The sequence below is a fragment of the Lapidilactobacillus bayanensis genome, from assembly GCF_003946695.1.
GTDB lineage: Bacteria > Bacillota > Bacilli > Lactobacillales > Lactobacillaceae > Lapidilactobacillus > Lapidilactobacillus bayanensis.
Map to the genome: position 1 here is coordinate 67,195 of NZ_RHOX01000005.1, position 24,121 is coordinate 91,315.

Consider the following 24,121-nt stretch of genomic DNA (forward strand, 5'->3'; position numbering starts at 1 on the left):
CAATAGTTGTCAGCGCATTTGTTTAGCAGAATTGGTGCTGCATGTTTCATAAACACTAATTTTACAGAGTGTCTTGCGAATATAACTATAACAGATTAATAGATAATTTCAATTAGTGATACAGAACGTAACGAATAAATATAACAGATGAGATATAATTAGAATGTAAATAAGATAGATATCGTAATAGTTATATTATATAAAATCGATTATTATATATTCATGAAGCGTTTTCAAGTGACTTTTGCAATTCAATTAATACATTAGCCATTTAATAATGCAAAAATTTCATATAACAGTTATGGAGGAATTAAAATGACAGCAACAATTAGTGGTTCAGATGCTCTTTTAAAAGTAATCGAATCTTGGGACATTGATCATATTTATGGTTATCCTGGTGGCTCGTTTGACTCAACAATGAATGCCTTGCATAATCAACAAGACAAAATCAAATTTATCCAAGTTCGTCACGAAGAAGCAGGTGCTTTGGCCGCTTCTGCTGATGCAAAATATTCCGGCAAAATCGGAGTTTGTTTTGGATCTGCTGGTCCTGGTGCCGTGCATCTATTGAACGGATTGTATGACGCTAAAGTTGATCGCGTGCCGGTTCTGGCAATTGTTGCACAAGTTCCATCAAAGAATATGAATATCGACTTCTTCCAGGCTATGAATGAGGAACCAATTTTTAATGATGTGGCTGTCTTCAACCGCACCGTCATGACGGCACAGAGTTTACCTAAAGTTATCGATGAAGCAATCCAAGAAGCATATGAGAAGCGCGGCGTTGCTGTCGTTACGGTTCCTAAAGATTTTGGATGGGCACAAATTAAAGACAATTATGTTTCAAATGCGAGAACCCAAATCGAACCATATATCGTTCAACCAGATCCAGTTAAAATTAACGACGCCATTGCATTGATCAATGAAGCCAAAGGTCCGGTTATCTATTTCGGTCTTGGTGCTAAACATGCTCGCAAACAGTTAGAAGAACTTTCTGAGAAATTTAAGATGCCATTGATTTCGTCTGTTCTGGCTAAAGGAATTCTCGACGAAGGTTATCCGGCTTATATGGGTTCGGTGGGTCGAGTTGCACCAAAACCTGGAGTAGAAGCTGCAATGGCAACTGATTTAATTCTTTGGGTCGGAAATGATGTTCCGTTTGCTAGCATTTTATTCTCTCCTAAGACGAAAGTTATCCAGATTGATATTGAGAGCTCAAAGCTAGGTAAACGACATCACAACGAGATCTCTATTCTTGCCGATGCTAAAGATGCCTTACAAGCATTAATTGATGCTGGTGACGAACGTGAGGTAACACCTCTCTATACCGCTTGCCTTGAGAATAAAAAGAACTGGCGTCAGTGGCAGGATTCATTTAATAACTCTAATGAAATGCCTGTTCGGCCAGAACCAATTTTTGATGTTTTAAATAAAGAAGCTGAACCTGACGCTGTTTTTGCAATTGACGTTGGTAATATCAATATTAACTTTGAGCGGTTATTTGATATTAAACATACTCAGAAATGGTCAACTTCAGGGAAATACGCCACAATGGGCTGGGGATTACCTGCTGCTATTGCTGCCAAAACACTTTATCCAGATCGCGAAGTTTACAGCTTATCTGGTGACGGCGCCTATGCAATGCTTTGCGAAGAAATTTTAACGCAAGTGAAATATGGCTTACATGTCATCAATGTTGTTTTCTCAAACCAAACATTAGGGTTTATTGAAGCTGAACAACGCGATGACACTCACCAACCTTTATCCGGGGTCGATATTCCAGATACGGATTGGGCACAAGTCGCTGAAGGAATGGGAGCTAAGGGCTTCACTGTTCGTAACAAAGCAGGGTTCCAAGATGCGATTCGCGCTGCCAAACAGACAGCTTCACCAGTCGTAATTGACGTGAAACTCACGCATAAAATGCCGTTCACAACGCAGCACATGTTCTTAGATTCAGCATATCAAGACCAAAAGCAAATTGATGAATTCGTTGAGAAATATGATGCGCAATCATTGCGTCCATTACGTGAGTTCTTAAAAGAAGCAAAGAACAAATAGATCACGCAATCAAGTAACCTGTAAAAAGAGAAGTGGATGAGCTTGGAAATAAATAAATTAACTGAAGGCATGAACGATGAATTTGATTCAACAACGCCCTGTGTTTTGGCATTGGGATTCTTCGATGGCGTTCATCTTGGACATCAACAATTAATCACACAGGCTAAGCAGGCAGCAATTCAAGCGCACTTACCATTACATGTTTTAACACTTGATCGACACGCTTCGACATTGTTTAATCCTGACCGCCCCTTTCCTTATTTAACGACACTCTCCGAAAAGGCAAATTTGATGGCCGCACTCGGTGTTGACCGATTATATGTTGCAACCTTCAATCGCGTATTTGCCAATTTAACACCACTAACATTCGTTAATCGTTACTTGGTGGGTTTGGGTGCACAGCAGGTTGTCGTCGGTTTTGATTATACGTATGGTCGTCGGGGTGCCGGTACGGTAAATAGTCTGCAGTTAATGAGTCAAGGACGTTTCACCGTTCAGATTGTTGATGCCGTTACTTCAGAACAGCAAAAAGTTTCATCCACGCGTATTCGTGGCTTAATTATGGCAGGGCAACTTGATGAAGCAAGGGTACTATTAGGACATGATGGTCAAGTTTTACACGATCATCGCCTGACAGAGATGCACGAATTTCAATCTCAGTTAATATAAAGTAAACGTCTATCCTATTAGCAGTAGTTGTTAATGCTGCTGCCGTCGAAATTCTGAAGGTGACATGCCCGCGTATTTCTTAAATTGACGATCAAAATTAGCGACGTTGCTATAGCCTAGCGTATAGGCGATGTCCGTAATGTTTTGATCTGACAATTGCAGTAACTTTTTTGCTTGGTTCGTCTTGATGAATTGGACTTCGTGAGAAAATGGCCGTTGGAAAAGTTGATGGCACAATCTTGAAAAATAGTTTGGTTCATAGCCAAAATGCGTAGCGGTTGAGTTTAAAGTCACCGTTGCTAGGTTATTGCGAATATAGTTCAGAATAATCGCGGTTTGATGAGCCTTAGGAATATGATGGGTCTCTCGTTCTGAGAAGTTAGACTCGATGACCATCATGGCGTTTAAGCGCCATCTAGACAGCTCTGTTAATAATAGGCGGACAATCATTTGCTGTTCGTATTTTAGGATGCTGTCTTGAGGGTTGGCTTTGATTAAGTGAGCTAATTGATCGCAATAATTGTTGACAAGGTCATGATCAATTCTGCGAAAGACAATATGGGTGTCATCATCAGTTAATAGCATCATTTCAATTAACTGATTGGAACCAACTTCCACATCTCGCGCAATCGGAACTTGGAAAAGTCGTACTTTGAAGGGAAGGTTGCTTGCTGGTGCGAGTTGAATTGGCTGCTCTGTTCGAATTAATGTAATATCTCCTGCTTGTAATGCAATATCTTTTTGGCCAATCGTTAGTAAACAATTAGTTTGCGATTCAAGTACAGCAAAGGGCATTTCGATGGTTGGCGCGAGAAGTTTGATTTGTATCTGCTTCATTCCCAAATATGTGTTGAGCAATTTGTCCGACCTCCATGTCTTGATAAGTCTATATTAAACAATCACAAGTCTTAATTCAAAAGCAATTTATGATAATGAAAAGAGGAATTTTTATGTCTATGCCTGAATATGATGGTGCGTATATCAAAATGGATACTGGCCGTCTTTCATTAATTGAAGTTCAACAAATATTTAGCTCGATTCCCTTTGAAATCGATTTAATTGATCGTGCTGATAAGTTTTCCTGGTATTCTAATAAGCCTAATCGCGAACATGTTCGTCACACTTCCGAGCTTAATGAGAATGTAAAAGAATGTCATCCCGCTAAAGTTTGGCCGATTGTCAAGAAAATTATCGACAGTTTTAAAGACGGTAGCCGCGATTTTGTCGCTCGTCCTTTAACAATGCATGGACATCGCGTTTATATTCAATATTATGCCGTCCGTGATGAAGCTGGTAACTATCTGGGCACGATCGAGTTCACGGGTAGTGTGGAACCAATTCTGCAAGCTTATGAAAATGGCGGTTGGACGGATGCCTCGACAAGTGCTTCTAAGACAGATAGTAGCTCGCCCAAGGTAGATGCTTCTACCGGTGCATCTGAAGAAGAGAAAGTCACACAACCTGATGCTTCAACGGGTGCTTCTGAGGAAGAGGCCGCGCCTGCACCAGCACCTGATGCTTCCACCGGCGCTTCTGAGTCGAGTGCTAATTCTGATGCGCCTGGTCCTTTCAACTTCGATCTGTAGCATGCAAAAGCGAGTAAAGACGTTACATGCACTGGGAACAAGAATTAATTTAACTGTCTTTGGTGAATGTGATAACGATCCTTTAGAAGCAGCGGCAAGATTGATTCAAACTGAAGAGAACCGATTAACTGTTAATCGCCAGCAGTCCGAAATCATGGCAATTAATCACGCAGCTGGTAAAGAATCAGTCAGTGTTTCAAGTGCGACTTACCAGTTGGTTCGCCGTGCAGTAGCGGCAAGTCAAGAGGATTTTGGTTTTAATGCACTAATCGGTCCACTGGTGAAATTATGGAAAATTGGTTTTGCCGGTGCGAATGTTCCAGAACAAGCAGCAATTGATCAGCGTTTAAGCTTGAGTCATTATCAGGATATCAGTTTAGACGACCAAACACATCAAGTCATGCTAGCTAAAGAAGGGATGGAACTTGACCTCGGCGGTATCGCCAAAGGTTTTATTGCAGACCAAATTCGCACACTCTGGCAAGCTTTTGGCGTTGAAGCAGGCATTATTGATCTGGGGGGCAACTTATTAACGGTTGGTCAATCCCCTAACAGATCGGATGGAGAATGGGTCATTGGTGTTCAAGACCCAGGGCTCAGTCGTCATCATGATCTCGGTGTCACTGTTTTACCAGCATGTTCCGCAGTAACTAGCGGCATTTACGAACGCTTCTTGATTAAAGATGGTGTCAAGTATCACCACTTAATGGATCCACGGACCGGTCGGCCATTACAGACCGATTTAGCAGGGGTGACTATTTTTACGCATGATTCAATTCAAGGTGAGTTAGAAGCTAAGCGATTATTTTTTAATGGTCATTTAACGAAAGATTGGCTTAAGGATCCCGATCATTTAGGCGCAGTTTTTGCCTATCAGGATGGCCATCATGTTTCGTTCGGTATGACGCTGTCATAGACGCGTTCGAACGAAAGGCGTACACTAAAAACCAAGAGAAAATGTGGCAATTAGCTTGTAAAAGAAGTCTAATAAAAGCCGCTCTTGGTAAACAATGACACCTGAAAACGGAGGCTTAATCTTGAACTATCTCACACGTAAACCTTGGTGGTTGATACTTGATGTTGTGCTGTCACTCTTGGCGGCTGGATTTCTCACATTATATGCCTATGCGCTCCAATTGATTGTCGATATTGCGACGGGCAAAATAAACTTGACATTTGCTGTAGCAGCGCCGTTGTTACTCGGCTATTTAGTGTTGCAGGCGGTGACAGATGGTCTAGCAAAGTATCATCGCAAGTGGTTTCCTCAGCAGATTGGCCGCTGGTTGCGACATGATTTATTTGCAAAGCTGATGCGATTAAACTTTACCCAAACAGAAGCTGGTCGTGACGTTGCCCGCTTGACTAAGCAGGTTGATGTTGCTGTTGAAAGTTACTACGAGGTTGTCTTATTGGTCAGCTACTTGGTGCTACAGTTGATTGTGGCAGCAATTGGCACGCTACTCATCTCACCCATGATTACGCTTGGCATTGTGTTACTAGGATTACCAGCGTTAATTTTTCCGTTTTTGCTTAACCGACGATTGCAGCAAGCAAAGACGCAGGTAATTGATACAGTGACGCGTTACACGGCTTTTCTGACAGACACTTTTCAAGGGTTGACCACAATCCGCTACGCTTTAGCTCAGCCGTTATTCACAGCTCGGCACGCCAAACATAATTCAGCAGTGACGATGGTGACGACGCGTGAACAGAAGTTACAGATTATCACGTCTGGAATTGCTGACTTTCTTTCTGACTTTATGTATTTGGGAACGTGGATTCTTGGTGCCTGGTTCGTGATGAAAGGGACTATTAATTTAGGACAGCTTGTGGCGTTCTCTCAGCTGTCTGCACTGTTAAATTGGCCGTTGTTGCAATTGCTTGAAGCACTACCAGAGCTTGCTGGTGGTCGGGCAGCGATTACAACACTGACCGATTTTTTGGCCCAACCGGATCAGGCTGTAAGACCCCGCCAATCATTAGCCTTGACTGAACCATTGTTTATCGTGAACCACGCGGCAGTGACTTTAGATTCCCGGCAGGTACTTGCTGATATTAACTTGACCATCGGACCACAAGAAAAAATTGTGGTAGTGGGGGCAAGCGGTAGTGGTAAAACCAGTTTGGTGCGGCTGTTAACTGGTGATTTAGCTTTAACCGCTGGACAAGTGCTGCTTTCGGGCCAGCCAGTGGCGAAACTGAATCAGTTAGATGTATTTCAGCGAATCGGTATGATGTCTCAACGTAGTGAATTGTTCACTGGAACCGTCCGCGAGAACGTGACACTCTTCGATCCCAAGTATCAAGATACAACGGTTGATCAGGCGTTGACTCGCGCGGGACTTGCGGCTTGGCGTGCTAGTGTGACGTTGACGACTAAGTTGAGCCCGCAATCACCGCTAGTCTCTGGTGGGGAGCGTCAACGTCTTGCTTTAGCACGATTACTATTACGCGACTATCGTTTCTTTATCTTTGATGAACTGACCACTGGCTTGGATCCGGCGGTTGCAGCGCGACTTGAGCAAGATCTGTTTGCAATGTCGGCAGGATTTCTGCTAATTACCCATCAATACGACGCGGCAAGTTTTGCCAAAGCTGATCGCATTATTGTCCTGCATGCTGGTCGAATTCAGGCGACTGGAGATTTGACAGACGCTGCCGTGCAAGCAGGACTTCACCAGCTCGGAATGTGTTAAGCTTTTCAGTATTAACGCGATTGAGCAACATGAATTCTGTAAGCACAGATGTATTTTAAAGTGAATTTGCGGTTGTTCGGGTAAAAAAGTAAATCGTCATTAGAGATACTTTCAGTATTTTTCTTGCTAATTAGTCAGTTTCTTTGAGTCGACTTCTAAGTACGAAATACATTAGCAGGCCAAAGAGGAGACCACCACCTAAAGATGAAATTATTTTAGCAGGTGACGTGATAATCTCAAAGAAATTTTCTTGTTCCCAGATGAGGTCAATAACAGTGCTTAAGAAATGAAACGCAATTGCGAAATAAAGACCTAGTGCGATTCCTTTGAAAATCACCGTTCTTTTCGCTTTTACGAGATGTTTGGGCGCTATCTCATTTGTTGTTAGGTTTAAACGACTGGTCGCGATGATCACATATCCACCGATTATAAAAATGACGAAAAATAGGTTGACCCCGATTAAGATCCATAATGACATTGTAGGAGAGCTGGTCGCGAAAAGAGCAGCAACAAAGTTTGCTAACAGCATATACCAAAATAGTAGCATGAATGCATTATTTCCAATGTGTTCGACTTGGCTTCTTCTATATTCATCCAATACACCAGAAATGCCATAGAATCGTTTAATTATTTTTGTCATCAAATCTTCTTTATTTTTCATGATCATCTACCTCCCAAAATAATGTGTTTAAATCTGTATCTAATGCTTTGGCTAAACGGATGCACAAAGCTAGTGACGGATTATATTTATCGTTTTCGATTAAGTTAATCGTTTGTCTAGCTACTTCAATTTGCTGTGCTAAAGTATTCTGAGATAGTTTTTTTGCAAGTCGGAACTCTCTAACTCGATTCATGGTTAACGCCTACCTGTCATTTATATGTGACAAGCTCAAGATACTACTTACCTGTTATGATGTCAATTATAAACAGCGGCGAATTTATTCTCGACGAATCGCACCGGCAAAAGCGAATCTATCAGTTTGTGACACAATAGCGTTCGTTATGATTTAGACAGTTGATCAGGTAAAATTACAAGGCAACTTAAAATGAGCAATGGAGGAGAACAGTATGAATCAAAAATTTTTGGAAGTCCTTAACCATGAAGGTCCGGTTACTATCGTTACAATCAATGGTAATCCTGCTCATGTTGTTAATACATGGGCCTCGTATATTACAGTCAAAGATAATAAATTAATGATTCCTGCGGCTGGAATGCACAGCATTGAGGCTGATTTTGCCAAGGATAATCATGTCTTATTAACGTTTGGTTCGAAAGAAGTAACAGGAACTGTTGGCCCAGGTGCTGGATTCCACGTTACAGGAACAGGTGAATTTGTTACAGAAGGAACAGAATTTGCAGAGAAGCAGCAACAATTCCCTTGGTTAACAAGGATGTTAGTTATTTTCATCACAGAAATTCAGCAAAAAATCTAAAATAGAGCAGCGAGTAGATTCAATTTATCATCACTAGCTTTAATATTCACCGCCTCAGAAAAGAAAATGTTGTCCCAGCAATCGTGCAGACAACATTTTCTTTTTTTAATAGGCGTCTTTATTTCGGCTTTTTTATATTAACAACGGCCAAGATATTCGCATGATTTTGATAGATCGCAATGAAGTGAATTCTTTTATTTAGCTATCAATTTATTAATGAGTTTAAGCAGGTGATTGTGGTATGCTGATATCATTAATAGCTCGTATGTTTAAAAGTAATTGGGTTGAATAACGCATAAAGTTTTCAGCAATTTCTTTTAAATTGAGCCCACTCTTTTCCAGTTTTCTGATATGGTCTCAAGGTTATTCAAGGATTCAGTTCATTGAGGGGATTGCAAGCTCTCTGTAAAAGTTTTGAGATAAAAAACTGTGGAATACCGATACAGCGATTAAAGGCTTAGTTGGCGTCCAGAGGTTCTGATGTATTAGAATTTATCTGAGGTGAACGAAAGGATAGAGATATGGCAGAGACTATGGTTACATTGGGAACATATCCAATGCCCGGTTTGACGTTTCAGCAATTAAATGGAAATGAAATTATTAATAACACGTCATTTATCGGTGGCAAAACTAAATTGCTTTATCGATTTCGAAACGCTGAAAAGGATATTATTGCATTGGATAAAGTCAAGGCACATACCTTTCATGACTTTATGCTGATGACAAAGCAGTTCAAAGGGATTGACTTAATTTTTGATGATAGTTTGTTCTGTGAAATTATGTCAGCTGCTTTACGACTTGCGCAAAAGATTCAATCGAAAGAAATTCAACAACAATTTGCTCTAGATGTTAAAAGCACCCAGATTATTTATAATATTTCTGCGAGCATCAACTCTAAATCCGCAATGTCAATTCCAGCATTTCATTTGCATTTAAACACACTTTCTAAGGTTGAACGGCGATTAATGGCTGTCAGTAGCGTTTCATTATCAGAAATTGATACTACTGTGAGTGATTACTGTCTGGCATTTCAGACTAATTTTCAGGGACCATCAATTTCAATCTTTGATAGTCTACGCTTGAATCTTGCGGGTGGTGTCAACATCAGAACCGAATGGCAACATTTTGGTGATGTCAATGTTACTCAATTAGTTACTATTCTTCAAAAGGTTGATCTCGCAATGGAAAGCACGTTGCTTAGTTCTGATTCAGAAAAAATCGTTAAGAATTATAGTGTTGCGTTATATGTTAAGGATGTTGTTTATATTTTGGTTCGGCCAAGGATGGGAACATCAATTGGTGGTGCTGCGGAAATGTTTTGGCCGGGCCAAGTGAATTTTGCGCGGCCGATTAGAAATTCTGGCACAATGACTAATGAAATGTTGGACAGGCGCCGAAAATTTCAAAGCATGGTATTAACTGATAATTAGCACCAATATTAGCAAAAAGACAATTAAGGCGAATTCAATAATTAATAACACCGTCCTATTCAGCCCAAGTTTTGGTTGAATAGGACGGTGTTGTTTAAGCATTTGAAGTCAGCATGATCGCATTAAAATAACGAAGCTGAGTTTTTTACTTCAGCTTCGTTATTTGTTGCTTAGTTTAAATCCAAAAGGGATGGTTAGCATTTTTGGCCGCGATACTGAATTGATGAGCACCCATATCTTCACCATCCATCTGACCAAATTGTTTGGGTTGAATTTTATAATTGAGCGTGTCACCTTTGAAGACATGTACAGCGGGATCTTTAAGGTGACTGCCAGTCGTTAAAATCTTAACAAACAATTGTAATAGTCTAGGCAAATTGGGCTTTTCAATCACCACCAAATTTAAATCATGGATGTGCGGATCGGCAGTAGGCATAATATTAACGCCACCACCGAAATAAGGAATGTTAGTCAAGGTCACTAAATAAGCCTGTTTGAATTCCTCGGTTATTGCACCATGAACTTTTAGATTAAAAGTTTGTTGTGTGCGGAAAACCGATATTAAATTGATAACGTAAGCAAACTTACCCAAATGAACACGATTTAATTTGGCCTTAAGACGGGAATGCTCAGTCAGGTGAACGACATGAGCATCAAAACCCGTTCCAAAATTATTGATCAAATATTTGTGCTGATGGTAAGTTTTATCAGCACTATCAGTTAAATCAATATCGAAAATATTTAAATTTGTGCTGCAGTGAATACTCTTGAGATTTTCTACAAAAGTTGACGCGCGCTTCGTCAAGTGAAGACTGCGCGCGAAGTCGTTGCCTGAGCCGGCCGGGAAATAGGCGATTGGTGTTTCTGGATGTGCTGATTGTTCCAGCCCGTTAAGCGTTTGATTAACCGTGCCATCACCGCCAACAACAATGACAACAATAAAGTCGTCATCGGCCTCGTCGCCAATTTTTTTAGCCAATTCAATAGCATGGCCGGAATATTGTGTGAAGTGAGTCGTATAATTAATCCGTTGGTGCTTTAATTCAGTTTTTAATAGCGGCCAAGCTTTTGCGGCCGCGCCTGAGCCAGCTTTCAGGTTAACAATAATTGAGTAATTGGGCAAAAGGATCCCCCCGAATAATGGATAGTAACAAATTATTATAACATTTTTTATAAATAATCGTTATATAAAAATTAATCGCAATGGCATAGTATACAAATTTTTGTTGGATCATTATATTTGGCAGCAAAAAAGATCTAGGGGTTAACCTAGATCTTTTGATGTTTTTCGCGGGTTGAAACGTGCTCCAAGCAACTGCTGGTACGAAATTTAAGTGTAAATCTTGCTGCATTGTCATGCATCAATCTTTCCATTTAAATTTGGACCATCAACCCGTTGCTTTTCGCACTATGATTTGAAACGTGCTCAAAGCAACTGGTGGTAGTAAATTTAAGCGTGAATCTCACTGCATTAGCATGCATTGATCTTCCCGTTTAAATTCATACCACCAACCCGTTGCTTTTCGCACTCTGATTTGAAACGTGCTCAAAGCAACTGATTGCTATGTCTAACTAGAAATCCCATCTGGGTTGGCACCCAGCTGTGCTTTCTAGTTAGAGCTACGCAATCAACCCGTTGCTTTTCGCACTCTTAATTTGTTGCTGAAATGAGCATTGGTAGGATCATTGGGTGGCGTTCTGTTTTTTCGAAGAGGAAGTCTTGGAGTGAGTCAATTGTTGCGTCGCGCAACATTGATTCAGTTACCTTTTCTTCATCGGCGAACATTTTGCGGATTAGGCCGTAGATTCGTTTCTGGGCAGTTTCAATTAGTGGACCTGATTCACGCATGTATACAAAACCACGTGATAAAATATCGGGACCGGCCAAAACTAGTTTCTTCTGATAATCGATTGTGGCGACGACCACGACTAAACCTTCTTCGGAAAGAACATGGCGGTCGTGCAAAACGACGTTGCCAATATCACCGATTCCACTGCCATCAACATAAACGTCGTCAGCAGGGAAGTGACCGGCAACGCGAGCCCGAGTTTTCGTCAGGGCCAGGACATCGCCGTTTTCTAGAATAAAGCTATTACTCTTCGGCACGCCGCAAAGTTCAGCTAATTCGGTATGAATCTTTAACATTCGATATTCACCATGAATCGGCATGAAGAACTTAGGCTTCATTAAGCGCAACATTAGTTTTTGTTCTTCTTGGCCACCATGACCAGAAGTATGAATGTTGTTGACTTTACCATGAATCACATTGGCGCCGGCTTCAGAAAGTTGGTTGATCAAATGATTAACGCTAATGGTGTTACCAGGGATTGGATTACTTGAGAAAATAACCGTATCACCAGGTTGAATCGTAATTTGGCGGTGGGTACCGTTCGCAATTCGGCTCAATGCTGCCATTGGTTCACCTTGCGAACCTGTGCAAAGAATCATGACTTGGTTAGCAGGTAACGAATTGATCTCGTGAGCATCAACTAAGACACCATCAGGAATCTTCAAATAACCAAGTTCTTGACCGTTAACAATTGCGGTCTCCATACTTCGGCCGAAAACAGCAACCTTGCGATGATGCTCAATGGCTGCAGAAATGGCTTGTGCCACCCGAGAAATATTAGAAGCAAAGGAAGCAAAGATGATGCGTCCTTCAATACCTTCAAAAATATGACGAATAGAATTACCGACGAAGCGTTCTGACTTAGTAAAATTAGGCACTTCGGCGTTGGTTGAATCGGACATCAATAGTAAGACGCCTTCTTCACCTAATCTAGCCATTCGTTGCAAGTTAGGTGAAGGTTGATCACCAACAGGCGTTAAGTCAAATTTAAAGTCACCAGTTTCAACGATGACACCTTGAGGCGTATGAACGGCAACGCCAAGGGTGTCAGGAATCGAGTGGGTAGTTCTGAAAAAGGTGACGCTGACTTTAGGAAATTTCAAGACAGTATCTTCGTTAATCTCATGCACTTCAGTACTGTTTAATAAACCGTGTTCTTCAAGCTTGCCTTTAATTAAGGCCATTGCTAGTGGACCGGCATAAACAGGAATATTAGGGATTTGTTTCAATAGGAAAGGAATACCACCAATGTGATCTTCGTGCCCATGGGTAATGACGAGGGCTTTAACTTTATCAATGTTTTCTGCGATATAGCTATAATCAGAAATGACATAGTCAATTCCTAATAATTCATCCTCGGGGAATTTAATACCAGCGTCAATAATGATGATCTCATCTTGGAATTGAACGCCGTACATATTTTTACCGATTTCACCCAAACCGCCAATGGCATAGACTGCCGTTTCATTGTTTTGAATCTTAGGCCGTTTGTTGTTCATTAATTAAACTCCGTGAGCTTAAAACTAGGCTCTTTTTGCTCAAACTCTAAGAAATTGCCAGTCAATTCTTGAATGAGTTCAATGTTATAATCCGTGTTGCTCTCGATCAGCTCGCGTGCTTCAATAGCAGAATTAGCTTTTACGTAAAGAGACTGAGTCAATTCCCGCTGAGGATTACGTGTTTTGTCAGCTTGGTATAAAACTTTAAAAATCAATATAAAAAACTCCTTTTAATTGTTTAATTTATCCGCTCGATTTGGTTGCATAACGCAACAGTTATGTCGATATTATCATATTTTTAAGGAATTGTATACTAACTAAATCACTGTCAGTGCGTTGCTGAGCAGGATAAGTTATCGTGCATAAATTCTTTTTAATAGTTTTTATCAGTGGGGAACCTTATACTGATTGTAGCAACGTCAGTTAGAAGTGAACGAATTGTCTTAAAGCAGCAAGCAAGCCAAAGTCAGATTAATCACTGAACTTAAGCTACCGTTTCACGACAAGGCAACATGAAAAGAACTATTTTTTATCCTAGTCTTTAAAAAGAGGTGACCGCAATGTGGTGGCAAATTCTTTTAGTTGTGGTGGCAGCCATTGTCTGTTATTTCACGGCCTATCATCTATGGCTACGTCAACGACAACTTCGTTATAAAAAACAACTTGATACGCAAATGAAATTATTATTACCCAAAATTCAAAAAAAGATTCCGCAAATACTTCCCCAAACATTGCAAAGTACAATCCCACTCTCAATTTGGCATCGCGATGTTTTAGTTTATGAATACCAATTGCAGTTGGCTAACGCTAATCCAATTAAGATTACGGCATCGCAATTAAGTGTGCTCTTAAATGAAGCGTTACATTTACCGGCACGGCTATTGGTGACTGAGTGTTGGCAACGCGAGCAAACTTTTCACTTCGATGTGGTTTATTTGAATAATCCCACAACTTTGGAATACGTGGATGATATGGAAAAGATTGACGCAGATAATCATGAACATGATGTACCTGAAGGATAATGATAGTTGGCTAAAGGGGCAGGAGTAAAAATTCCTGCTTCTTTTTGACGTTGTCGCGGCACTTAACAAGTATTTGCAACGCTTTACCAGCCTATCTTTCGATTGTCTGCAGAACAACTTGTCTACCGTTAACGTTATTACTGGTTTTAACGACATCATAACTTTAATTTATTAGCACTTAATAATTGATTGCTAGTTAACGTACTTCATGATAAAGTGTTGTAGAAAGTATAGCTTGGAAGTGATAAGTTGACGCATAATCTTAAGAAAAAAATTTGGTTAGTCGTTTCTGGTTTAATTTTAAGCGCCTTGATTGCTTTAATCTCGTTTGTGTTCCTTATTAGTGAACATTTGTTGTCAGATTTATTGTGGCAACATTTAATTCCTGCTAAAGATGGGCGCGTCTTGTACATTGTGATGCTGACACTCATTGGTGGAACCGTTGTTAGTTGGTTGCATCAGAAATGGGGTGCCTTGCCGCAGACTGCGGAGGCATCGCTTGCTGAATTACGACAACAAAAAACAGTTGATTATCATCATGTTTTTAAAAGCCTATTCCTCGCGTTAATCATTTTGGTTTGTGGTGCTGGTGTTGGTCCGGAGGCAGGATTACTGGGTGCAGTTGTCGCGTTGTCAGTTTGGGAATCCGATAAGCTGCGGTATTTCTATTTTGAAGAAGCTGATTGGGATCAGTTGCATGGCTGGAAATGGTTGCAGCGTTTATTAGCACCTAATCATTACTTATTGACCTACGATGAGGCGCGCTCGCAAGCCACCAATAAACAGACCGTCAAGAAATTCTTTGATAGTTTGTTGATCATCAATGGTTTATTTATGTTTGTGGTCTTGATGAAAATGTCAGGTCAGCCTTCATTCGTGACTAAAATGGGTCAATCAAATTGGCATTGGTCCGAATTGTGGCTGATTGGACCGTTAATGGGAGTCAGAATCTTGTTTGGCGTTGGTTATCGCTATTTTGCTAAAGGTTGCCAGTACCTATTCTCACTGTGGCGACGATTGCCGTTGCTTAAAGCTTGGTTAGGGGCGCTGGTCATTGTTTTGGTGGCTGTCTTTGCACCTAACCTGCTATTTTCTGGTCAGATTTCAATTGCCTTAGCACCATTCATGGGTCAGGAAAAGTCATTTCTATTCTTAATCACTGCTGCCATCTTAAAATTGATCTTTTTACAAATTTGTTTAAATACCGGTTGGCTCGGCGGTGATATCTTTCCAGTGACGTTTGCATCGATTATTGCTGGCTTTGCCATGGCACAGTTATTGCCGCAATTTGATCATTTATTGGTAGTTGTGATTGTGGCAACCATTAGCTTAATTGTCATCATGGGTAAACCATTGTTGGCCACAGTTTTTATCGCACTATTTTTCCCGCTGAATTTATGGCCGATTATTGCAATGATCCTGCTGATCGTATTGGTTTATCAGAAGGTAAAAGTAAAATTGCTGCCACAAACGACTGGACACGTTTGATTAAGTCGGTAATTTTGCTGGGTGCCGACTTTTTACACCTCATTCAAGGGCATGACGTACTCGATCAAATAAAAAGATTTAACTACACTTATAAGAAGATTTAACTGTACTTAAAGGGAGAGAAAATGGTATGGCAATTTTGGAATTACAGCAGGTAACATTTAATGCCATCGGCCATCAGATTATTAATGGTGTTGATCTACAAGTTAATTCTGGTGATTATTTGACAATTAGTGGGCCGTCTGGCGGTGGCAAAAGTACGATTTTGAAATTAATCGCGACGTTGTTAACACCAACGAGTGGTGAAATTCTATTTAATGGTCAAGCACAAGCGGCTTATCAGACGACGGCGTATCGGAAGGAAGTTTCGTACTGTTTTCAACAACCGACTTTATTTGGCGAGACCGTTCAAGATAACTTAGCCTTTCCTTTTACAGTGCGTGAACAAGTTTATGATCAGGGCAAGGTCCAGCATTTATTGGATCTGGTTGATTTGCCTGAAGATTATTTAACCAAGAAGGTCACAGAATTATCAGGTGGTGAGCGCCAGCGCGTGGCTTTAATTCGTAATCTAATTTTTCTACCAAAAGTTTTGCTGCTTGATGAAGTCACTGTCGGATTGGATCAGGCCAATAAAGCTATCGTGAAGAAGTTGATTGAACAAGTTCATACTGATGGGGTAACAATTCTAATGGTGACGCACGAGAGCGATATTTTAGCGCAGGCACAGCAGATTATCTGGGTTAAGGAAGGTCGGATTGTTGATGAAACAGCTATCAGTGAATAATTTATCATTAGTGTTTTCATTTGCGTTAGTTTTAATCGGTGTTGCGATTAGTGAACGAGAAAAGTTGGGCTTGACCAAAGATATTTTTTACAGTATTGCGCGCGCAATTGTTCAACTGGTCATTGTTGGTTATTTGTTGAAATATATTTTTCGTGTTGACAATGTGATTTTAACAAGCGCGATGAGCTTATTTATTGTGGTGAATGCTGCTTGGAATGCCTATAAACGCAATCCTAATCAATATAAACGTTATTGGGATTCCTTCTTGGCCGTTTTTGTTAGCACTTATGTCACGATGGGTGTGCTCGTCGCTTCGGGTGCGATTAAATTTGTTCCGTCGCAGATTATTCCTATTAGTGGCATGATCGCCAGTAATACGATGGTCGGTATTGGTTTATGTTATCGTAATATGGATCAACAATTTCACGATCAACATCAACAAATCTTAGAGAAGTTGGCCCTGGGTGCTGATACGAAATTAGCCTCGTTGCCGATTTTGCGTGCTAGCATTAAAACGGCGATGCAGCCAACTATTGATTCAGCAAAGACGATTGGTTTGGTCAGCTTGCCCGGTATGATGTCTGGATTAATTTTTGCCGGTGTTGATCCTGTCCGTGCCATTAAATATCAAATTATGGTGACGTTCATGTTAATAACGACCACTAGCCTAGGTTCGATCATTGCTGGTTATGCCGCCTACAAGAATTACTTCAACGCGCAAGCTCAATTAATTAACGGTTAAGTAACACATCTTTCTCGTTAAACTTATTTTGGCCCGTTTCGGTTAGCTGACCGATCAGATAAAACGTCAATAATTTGGCAAGTCGTTGAGGTTTAAACTTGTTTAGCAAAAGTTCTGTCGATATAATTAAGATAAGACAAGAAATGGGTGAGTATGATCGCAACTTTAAATGATGTAGCAAAATTGGCAAATGTTTCAAAAATGACTGTTTCGCGTGTGATCAATCACCCGGAACAAGTAACCGATGAATTAAAACAGTTAGTTTTTAAGGCGATGACGGCATTAAATTACCAACCTAACTTTGCTGCCAAAGCTTTAGCAGCAAATACAACACGAATTATTAAATTGATCATTCTAGAAAAAGTTGATACCGTTGAACCTTATTATGCAACTTTATTAATGGGTGTTGCCCAAGCACTGAATGAACATCAGTATGCGTTGCAAGTCGTCACGCAGAAAAACGCCGACATTGGTGATTGTGATGGTTACATTATTACTGGCGCTCGTCGCGAAGACTTTGATTGGATTAATCAATTGAATCGTCCGACAATTCTTTTCGGTGAAAATCGGCACAACTATGATTATGTTGACTCGGATAATAAATACGGCACGTTCTTGGCAACTAGCGCGGCGATTAATGATGGTTATGAAGATATCATTTTCTTTGGCATTGAATTAAAAGAGTCCTTTGAGTATTCTCGCGAGCGTGGCTATATGGATACGATGCAAAAGGACGGTCGCGACCCGCAGATTGTTCGTTTTGGCAATCATTCTTCCGAGTCACAAAATTATATTGAAACGCACTGGCAAGAATTTAAACCGAATACTTGTTTTGTTTGTTCCAGCGACCGTTTAGCAATCGGTGTCGAACGGGGCATTCAACATATGAATGGCAATATTCCTGATGAATTTGGCATTATCGGCTTTGACGGTGTTTTCCTTGATCAAATTGCTGACCCTAAATTAACGACGGTTAAACAACCGGTCATGACAATGGGCAGCAAGGTCGCCGAATTGCTGTTGCAAAAGATCAATCGTGCGTTACCAATGACGGAGGACCACGATGTTAACCGTAGTAACCGGATTGAAGTTATGTTCTCCCCAGAATTGATCCGCCGGCAAACGACGCGTAATTATCATCGTAGCTAATCAGTTAAATGAATTGAAACGAAGGCCGAACAATTAATTGTTCGGCCTTTTTTAATCCACTCGTTTTGACCTCACTGTTGTGGATTTGCACCACTAAGTTAGCACGCTAGACACTAGAACTATTGTTTTGTACTTCTTCGCGCTTGCGCAAAGGTTGCATATGAAACGTGCGAGGTACCGTGGCGGCGAAGAAATACTTTCGCTGGAACGTAGTGGGCGTCGATTTGAGCCGAAACGTGCTACAAGCAACTGATGGCAAGTAATTTAATTAAAAAAATTGCTGCATTGGCTTGCATCAATTTTTCCAATTAAATTAATGCCATCAACCCGTTGCTTTCCGCACTCTCCGATTTAAGTGCGAATCGTCTCAAATACGAGCCTTAATGTAAGCAATAAATTGCTAACATTAATGTCACTACTGAGCGGTATTTCTTCGCCGCCACTAAGCTAATAAGATGGTAACCTTTGCGCAAATGCTGAATTGACGAGTGGTTGGATCACTTCTAAATTTTGAGAAGTACAAATTTGCAGTTAAGTCACACCACTACATCTCGTTTGTCAGTGCCGGAGGAAAATCGCGGTCAAGCTCGCAGCGTTCCACTAGCGTATTTTCCGTAGGCACGAAGAAGCACAACATAACAGTTCTAGGTTTTGTTCTTCAGATGAATTTTGTGTTTAAGGTGAGTTATTTTGATTCGGCTCAAACCAATGCTCGCAGCGTTCCACCAGCGCATTTTTCGTAGGCACGAAGAAACGCAACATAACAGTTCAAGGTCTTGGCATTCTGCTCAGACAAATGTTCACAGCAGCCTACCGGTAGTTTTCTGTTAGTTAAACCTGTTACCGATAACATCAGCCTAATCACTTGTTGTTTGCGCAGGGGTTTTCTAAGATAAGGGAGTAATAACAAGTGTTGTTTAAGTTAGGAGGACTAAAAATGACGAAATGGTATGATAACGCCATTATTTATCAGGTCTATCCTCGTAGTTTTCAAGATAGTAATAACGACGGTTTAGGCGATTTACGTGGTGTAATTCAACGATTGGATTATATTAAAGCGTTAGGTGTCAATACAATCTGGTTGAATCCGGTTTTTACCTCACCACAAGTTGATAATGGTTATGATGTGTCGAATTATTACACCATTGATCCGAAGTTTGGTGACATGGCGACAATGACTGAATTAATCGACAAGGCTCATGCTTTAGGGTTGCATGTATTGCTGGACTTTGTTTTGAATCACACGTCTGATAAACATCCTTGGTTTCAGGATGCTTTGAAGAGCCCTAATAGTCTTTTTCGTGATTATTATATTTGGGAGAAGACGACCAATGGCTTACCACCTGATAATTGGGGTTCGTTCTTTGGTGGTTCAGTTTGGGCGGAACATCCTAGTGAACCAGGGTCATATTATTTCCATTTATTTGACCAGCACATGCCTGATTTGAACTGGAAGAATCCCGAAGTTCGCGAGGCAATGATTGAAGTGGCGAAGTTCTGGGTTGAAAAAGGTGTCGATGGATTACGTTTGGATGCATTTATTCATATCGCTAAAGGTAACTTGCACCAGAATTACCCCACCGATTCCGACGAACCAGTGGTAGCCGAGCCCATGTTTGCTAACCTGCCAAATGTGGTAACGTATTTACAAGAATTCGTACAGGAATTGCGTAAAATTAATCCCAATCTTTATATCTTAGGTGAAGGTGCTTCGGCTGACCCTAATCTGGCCGCTCTTTATACACGACCAGTTGCTGGCAGTGCGTTGTGCGATGCAATTGTCAGTTTCCGCAATTTGCCTAAACAAGCGCGGCCACAGACAAAAGTTGAACAACAATGGCATTTACGACAACAGGAAAAGTTAGATCTAGCTGCTTTGCCAGATTCAATTGTGACTTGGCAAACTGTTCTGGCGCAAACAACAGAGCCGGTGCTTTATTTTAGCAATCATGATATGCCACGCATGGCTACAGTCTACGCTGATCCTGAAGCTCAAGAGCAAAGCCTAAAGACATTAGCGACGATGCTTTACTTACAAAAAGGCGCACCGATTATTTACTACGGTGAAGAGTTGGGATTGACTAATGTTGAATTAACACGTTTTGCAGCATTTCAAGACAATACAGTAGCGGCGTTAAAGGATCAAGTTCCTGCTGCTGAGCAGTCCGCAGTGCTTAAAGATTTGTCGCAAACGCATAAGACCGCTGCTCGTCAGGTGATGCCGTGGGATGATACGCCTAATCAAGGCTTCTCAAAACATGAACCTTGGCTACGTGTCAAAGGGAAACAAACGTCAGTTGCTGAGCAAGAGCAAGATTCCGACAGTGTGTTGAATTTCTATCGTTCTCTGTTGAGATTAAAACAAACCGCGCTGTTCATGAAGGGTGACTTTTGTTTATTGAATTCACCAGCGAAGACGATTGTTTTCACCCGTGAGTTAAATGGCAAAGTTGGCTTAGTCTTAACGAATTTATCTGCCCAAAGCGTAGCCGTTTCATTGCCAGATCTATCATTGGGTAAGCCAGAATTAGCTGTGGGACACTGGCAGATCACAGATTCAGAATTGCAACTTGCTCCTTGGTCTAGTGCCGTCTTTATGACTGAGCACTTTGATAATTAGATTTAACCAAATGTTGAGGTTGTCTCTTTAAGCATTACCACGTGTCGCTTTCGGAAAAAAGGGTACTGATTATTCTGCCATTTACAGAAAAGGTCTTGATCCGTTTGTTCAATAAAGCTGTTCTGTAGTTTGATCATGACTAGGATCTAGGAGATTATTTTGGAGTCACGTTGTTACAAGCCAAGTGAGTACGCTTTTTCTGTTATCGGTAACAAGTTCAATCGCCTTGATTAAAAGAGATTAAGTTGTGATAATGAATTTGTAAGCGAAATCATATTTTAATTATTTGGGAGGAACCAAAAATGAAGTCATGGAAAAAGATTATGATGGTCGGTGTTTCAGCTTTGGCACTTGCAACAGTAGCATCTATTGATAGTCAGAGTGTTTCTGCCGCAACAGCTAAACCAAAGGGTAGCATTACATTGTGGGTTGATACCAATAACGTCCCTTCATATAAGAAGTTGGTTAAGAAATTCGAGAAGAAGTATCCAAAAGTTAAGGTTAAAGTATCAACAAGTCCTTCAGGCTCTGCATCAGCTAAAACAGATTTGGCTAAAGATCCTTCAAAAGCTGCAGACGTCTTTAAAGTTCCTAACGATCAATTGGGGGCAATGTTTAATTCAGGCTACATCAACCCATTGTCACCATCTGCAACTAAATGGGTGAAGAAGAACGATGTTAAGTTAGCTGGTAAGGCCGTAACTTGGAAAGGTCAATACTTAGCTTATCCTCAGGATGTTCAAGCTAACATCATTTACTATGACAAGTCTAAATTGACGGCAGACCAAGTTAGTTCATGGTCAACATTAACTTCTAAGGGTGTAATCGGGACTGACTTTACTAATGCTTATAACTGGTATCCAGCATTCTTATCAAATGGTACGAACTTATATGGCAAGTCAGGTGAAAAATTAACAGGTACTAAAGTCAACAACAAAAAAGGCATTGAAGTAATGACTTGGTTAGCTGCCCAGAAGAATAATAAAGGGGTTCGTCAATCAGGTTCAGCTTTGTTGAGTGACTTAGAAAATGGTAAGACACAGGCAATCCTTGATGGTCCTTGGGATGGTCAAAGTGTTAAGAAGATTTTAGGCGACAACTTCGGTGTTGCAATTTTACCTAAGTTAAACTTTGAATCTGGTGACAAACAAATGAAGGCATTCTCTGGTGTTGGTACATTAGCCGTTAATGCTAAGTCTAAGAATCAATTAGCCGCTGCGACATTAGCACAATACTTGTCAAACAAATCTTCACAAGTTGCTCTTTATAAAGGGACAAATGCCATTCCAGTTGCTAAGAAGGCACAAAAAAATAAGGCTGTTAAGGCAGATTCAGTTGCTAAAGCAGTTATCAAACAAGCAAACTTAAGCGTTGTTATGCCTAAGATGAACCAAATGGCTACTTTCTGGAACTTAGCAGCGCCATTAGTTGACAATGCTTATACTGGTAAGACTAAGCCTGCAGATTACAAGACACAACTTGCATCATTTGAGAAGCAGATTTCTAAAGGATCTAAGTAACGTCAGCATTATCTGTAGAGGAAACGGAACAAAGTTAGATTGAGTTCGCTGATTAACTTAGCCGTTCTGTTCGATTGAACTTCAAGTCAGGCAGAGCGGTGTAGTTAAGGCAGATGAACTTGGCCGTTCGTTTCATAACAACATTAAACAAAGGAACTGGGTTTTCGTCCCAATTCCTTTGTTTTTCAAGATTAGATTAAGAAAAGGACCGTAAACGTATGTTCAAAAAGAAAGCAAACACCGCGCCCGAGGCCACATTTAAAGAGACCTGGCAAAAGGGAGATTGGGCTACAAAACTTAGCTTCATTATCATGGGGATCAGCCAGTTAAAAAATAAGCAATGGCTTAAAGGTCTGATCTTCCTACTCAGTGAAGTTACTTTCTTAGTCTGGTTCTTCTACAGTGGCATTAGTGCAATTAGTCTGTTAAGTAGTCTAGGTAAAGTTAAGAAGTTGACTCGTGTTTTTGACAAGAGCCAAGGAATCTGGGTAACGAAACAACCTGATTCTTCCATGGTTATCTTGTTATTCGGGATTGTTTCGATCATTCTAATTATTCTCTTACTCGTCCTTTATTACGTCAGTTTGAAGTCAACGCGTCATTTGTACGCATTGAATCGTGATGGGAAACATATTCCAACAACTAAAGAAGATTTAGCATCATTGCTGGATACACGGTTACATCAATTGTTAATGTTTTTCCCGTTAGCTGGAATCTTTGCTTTCACGGTTACACCAACAATTTATATGATCACGATGGCGTTTACCAACTTTAATCAATATCATCCGATTGGTTTTTCTTGGACAGGACTTCAGGCTTTCGGCCAGATCTTAACTGGTGATATGGCTGGAACTTTCTTCCCAGTCTTGGGTTGGACGTTAATTTGGGCCGTTGCTGCAACAGCAACTACTTTCCTTTTCGGGGTACTCTTAGGGTTATTAATCGAGTCTAAGGGGATTAAGTTCAGAGGTTTCTTCCGGACATTATTCGTCATTGTATTCGCCGTTCCTCAATTCGTTTCATTATTGATGATGTCAATGTTTTGGGATAATGCTGGTCCAGTGAATAGTTGGTTACAACGCATGAACTGGATTTCACAACCGATTCGTTTCTTGCAAGATCCTACCTTAGCTAAAATCACAGTTATCGTTACTAATATGTGGATTGGGATTCCAGTAACCATGTTAATTGCGACTGCCATCATCCAGAATTTACCGCAAGATCAAATTGAAGCGGCCAAAATGGATGGAGCGAGTGCACTTGAAGTATTCCGACACATTACCTTCCCACAAATTCTCTTTGTAATGGGTCCATCTTTAATTCAACAATTCATTGGTAATATTAATAACTTCAATGTTATCTTCTTGTTAACTGGCGGTGGTCCGTTAAATTCTAAGTTCTATCAAGCTGGTTCGACTGATTTGTTAGTAACTTGGTTATACAAACTGACGATGCAGTCAGTGCCTGATTATAATATTGCCGCAGCATTAGGTATTATCATCTTTGTTATCTCTGCAGTCTTTTCATTGTTAGCTTATCGTCGTACAAATGCGTTTAAGGAGGGCTAA

At 40.6% G+C, this 24,121-nt stretch carries 21 protein-coding genes; 15 read left to right on the forward strand and 6 right to left on the reverse strand.

Features of this window, described 5'->3' with window-relative positions:
• Window positions 1-315: 315 nt before the first annotated feature.
• Together spxB and EKM65_RS03055 are read left to right on the forward strand one after the other, a co-directional pair.
• Window positions 316-2,061, forward strand: coding sequence for a pyruvate oxidase (gene spxB, locus EKM65_RS03050; protein WP_125605379.1), 1,746 nt, complete (start codon window positions 316-318; stop codon window positions 2,059-2,061).
• Window positions 2,062-2,103: 42 nt separating this feature from the next.
• Complete coding sequence (locus EKM65_RS03055; protein WP_164506791.1) at window positions 2,104-2,730, forward strand: FAD synthetase family protein; 627 nt, start codon at window positions 2,104-2,106, stop codon at window positions 2,728-2,730.
• A gap of 30 nt (window positions 2,731-2,760) precedes the next feature.
• Here EKM65_RS03055 and EKM65_RS03060 read toward each other — a convergent pair whose 3' ends face one another.
• Entirely contained in the window at window positions 2,761-3,588 is an 828-nt protein-coding gene (locus tag EKM65_RS03060) for a helix-turn-helix transcriptional regulator (protein ID WP_125605383.1), read from the reverse strand.
• Window positions 3,589-3,680: 92 nt separating this feature from the next.
• Here EKM65_RS03060 and EKM65_RS03065 point away from each other — a divergent pair, with 92 nt between their 5' ends.
• The 3 genes from EKM65_RS03065 to EKM65_RS03075 all read left to right on the forward strand — a co-directional run bounded on the left by EKM65_RS03065 (window position 3,681) and on the right by EKM65_RS03075 (window position 7,012).
• Window positions 3,681-4,316, forward strand: a complete 636-nt coding sequence (locus tag EKM65_RS03065; protein ID WP_225420383.1) for a PAS domain-containing protein — start codon at window positions 3,681-3,683, stop codon at window positions 4,314-4,316.
• A gap of 1 nt (window position 4,317) precedes the next feature.
• On the forward strand, window positions 4,318-5,232 hold the full coding sequence (locus EKM65_RS03070; RefSeq protein ID WP_125605386.1) for an FAD:protein FMN transferase: 915 nt from the start codon (window positions 4,318-4,320) through the stop codon (window positions 5,230-5,232).
• Between the two features lie 121 nt (window positions 5,233-5,353).
• On the forward strand, window positions 5,354-7,012 hold the full coding sequence (locus EKM65_RS03075) for an ATP-binding cassette domain-containing protein (RefSeq protein ID WP_164506792.1): 1,659 nt from the start codon (window positions 5,354-5,356) through the stop codon (window positions 7,010-7,012).
• Window positions 7,013-7,142: 130 nt separating this feature from the next.
• Here the strand turns inward: EKM65_RS03075 and EKM65_RS03080 are convergent, their stop codons facing one another.
• A complete protein-coding gene (locus tag EKM65_RS03080; RefSeq protein WP_125605390.1) occupies window positions 7,143-7,673 on the reverse strand; it encodes a DUF3278 domain-containing protein in 531 nt (176 codons plus the stop codon).
• Complete coding sequence (locus tag EKM65_RS03085) at window positions 7,663-7,866, reverse strand: helix-turn-helix transcriptional regulator (RefSeq protein WP_125605392.1); 204 nt, start codon at window positions 7,864-7,866, stop codon at window positions 7,663-7,665. The genes EKM65_RS03080 and EKM65_RS03085 overlap by 11 nt, the downstream gene beginning before the upstream one ends.
• Before the next feature lie 214 nt (window positions 7,867-8,080).
• Here EKM65_RS03085 and EKM65_RS03090 point away from each other — a divergent pair, with 214 nt between their 5' ends.
• The gene (locus tag EKM65_RS03090) at window positions 8,081-8,446 is read left to right on the forward strand and encodes a pyridoxamine 5'-phosphate oxidase family protein (protein ID WP_125605394.1); all 366 of its coding nucleotides are present in this window, start codon (window positions 8,081-8,083) and stop codon (window positions 8,444-8,446) included.
• Between the two features lie 521 nt (window positions 8,447-8,967).
• On the forward strand, window positions 8,968-9,876 hold the full coding sequence (locus EKM65_RS03095) for a hypothetical protein (protein WP_125605396.1): 909 nt from the start codon (window positions 8,968-8,970) through the stop codon (window positions 9,874-9,876).
• 175 nt (window positions 9,877-10,051) lie between these two features.
• Here the strand turns inward: EKM65_RS03095 and EKM65_RS03100 are convergent, their stop codons facing one another.
• From EKM65_RS03100 to EKM65_RS03110, 3 genes are all read right to left on the reverse strand, one after another.
• Window positions 10,052-10,999 carry a diacylglycerol/lipid kinase family protein gene (locus EKM65_RS03100; RefSeq protein ID WP_164506793.1) on the reverse strand — a complete coding sequence of 316 codons (948 nt, stop codon included), beginning with the start codon at window positions 10,997-10,999 and terminating at the stop codon, window positions 10,052-10,054.
• 528 nt (window positions 11,000-11,527) lie between these two features.
• On the reverse strand, window positions 11,528-13,225 hold the full coding sequence (gene rnjA, locus EKM65_RS03105) for a ribonuclease J1 (protein WP_125605400.1): 1,698 nt from the start codon (window positions 13,223-13,225) through the stop codon (window positions 11,528-11,530).
• Window positions 13,225-13,440 (reverse strand): DNA-directed RNA polymerase subunit epsilon, encoded by a 216-nt coding sequence (locus EKM65_RS03110; RefSeq protein WP_125605402.1) that lies wholly within the window; start codon window positions 13,438-13,440, stop codon window positions 13,225-13,227. The genes rnjA and EKM65_RS03110 overlap by 1 nt, the downstream gene beginning before the upstream one ends.
• Window positions 13,441-13,785: 345 nt before the next feature.
• Between EKM65_RS03110 and EKM65_RS03115 the strand changes: the two genes are divergently transcribed.
• The 8 genes from EKM65_RS03115 to EKM65_RS03150 all read left to right on the forward strand — a co-directional run bounded on the left by EKM65_RS03115 (window position 13,786) and on the right by EKM65_RS03150 (window position 24,121).
• Window positions 13,786-14,247, forward strand: coding sequence for a hypothetical protein (locus EKM65_RS03115; RefSeq protein ID WP_125605404.1), 462 nt, complete (start codon window positions 13,786-13,788; stop codon window positions 14,245-14,247).
• 249 nt (window positions 14,248-14,496) lie between these two features.
• Entirely contained in the window at window positions 14,497-15,735 is a 1,239-nt protein-coding gene (locus EKM65_RS03120) for a chloride channel protein (protein WP_125605405.1), read from the forward strand.
• Window positions 15,736-15,865: 130 nt separating this feature from the next.
• A complete protein-coding gene (locus tag EKM65_RS03125; protein WP_125605407.1) occupies window positions 15,866-16,522 on the forward strand; it encodes an ABC transporter ATP-binding protein in 657 nt (218 codons plus the stop codon).
• Window positions 16,500-17,264 (forward strand): ABC transporter permease, encoded by a 765-nt coding sequence (locus tag EKM65_RS03130; RefSeq protein ID WP_125605409.1) that lies wholly within the window; start codon window positions 16,500-16,502, stop codon window positions 17,262-17,264. The genes EKM65_RS03125 and EKM65_RS03130 overlap by 23 nt, the downstream gene beginning before the upstream one ends.
• Window positions 17,265-17,420: 156 nt before the next feature.
• Window positions 17,421-18,413 (forward strand): LacI family DNA-binding transcriptional regulator, encoded by a 993-nt coding sequence (locus EKM65_RS03135; protein WP_125605445.1) that lies wholly within the window; start codon window positions 17,421-17,423, stop codon window positions 18,411-18,413.
• A 937-nt stretch (window positions 18,414-19,350) separates the two neighbouring features.
• Entirely contained in the window at window positions 19,351-21,033 is a 1,683-nt protein-coding gene (locus EKM65_RS03140; protein ID WP_125605411.1) for a glycoside hydrolase family 13 protein, read from the forward strand.
• A 302-nt stretch (window positions 21,034-21,335) separates the two neighbouring features.
• The gene (locus EKM65_RS03145) at window positions 21,336-22,553 is read left to right on the forward strand and encodes an extracellular solute-binding protein (RefSeq protein WP_125605413.1); all 1,218 of its coding nucleotides are present in this window, start codon (window positions 21,336-21,338) and stop codon (window positions 22,551-22,553) included.
• Between the two features lie 218 nt (window positions 22,554-22,771).
• Window positions 22,772-24,121 (forward strand): carbohydrate ABC transporter permease, encoded by a 1,350-nt coding sequence (locus EKM65_RS03150; RefSeq protein ID WP_125605415.1) that lies wholly within the window; start codon window positions 22,772-22,774, stop codon window positions 24,119-24,121.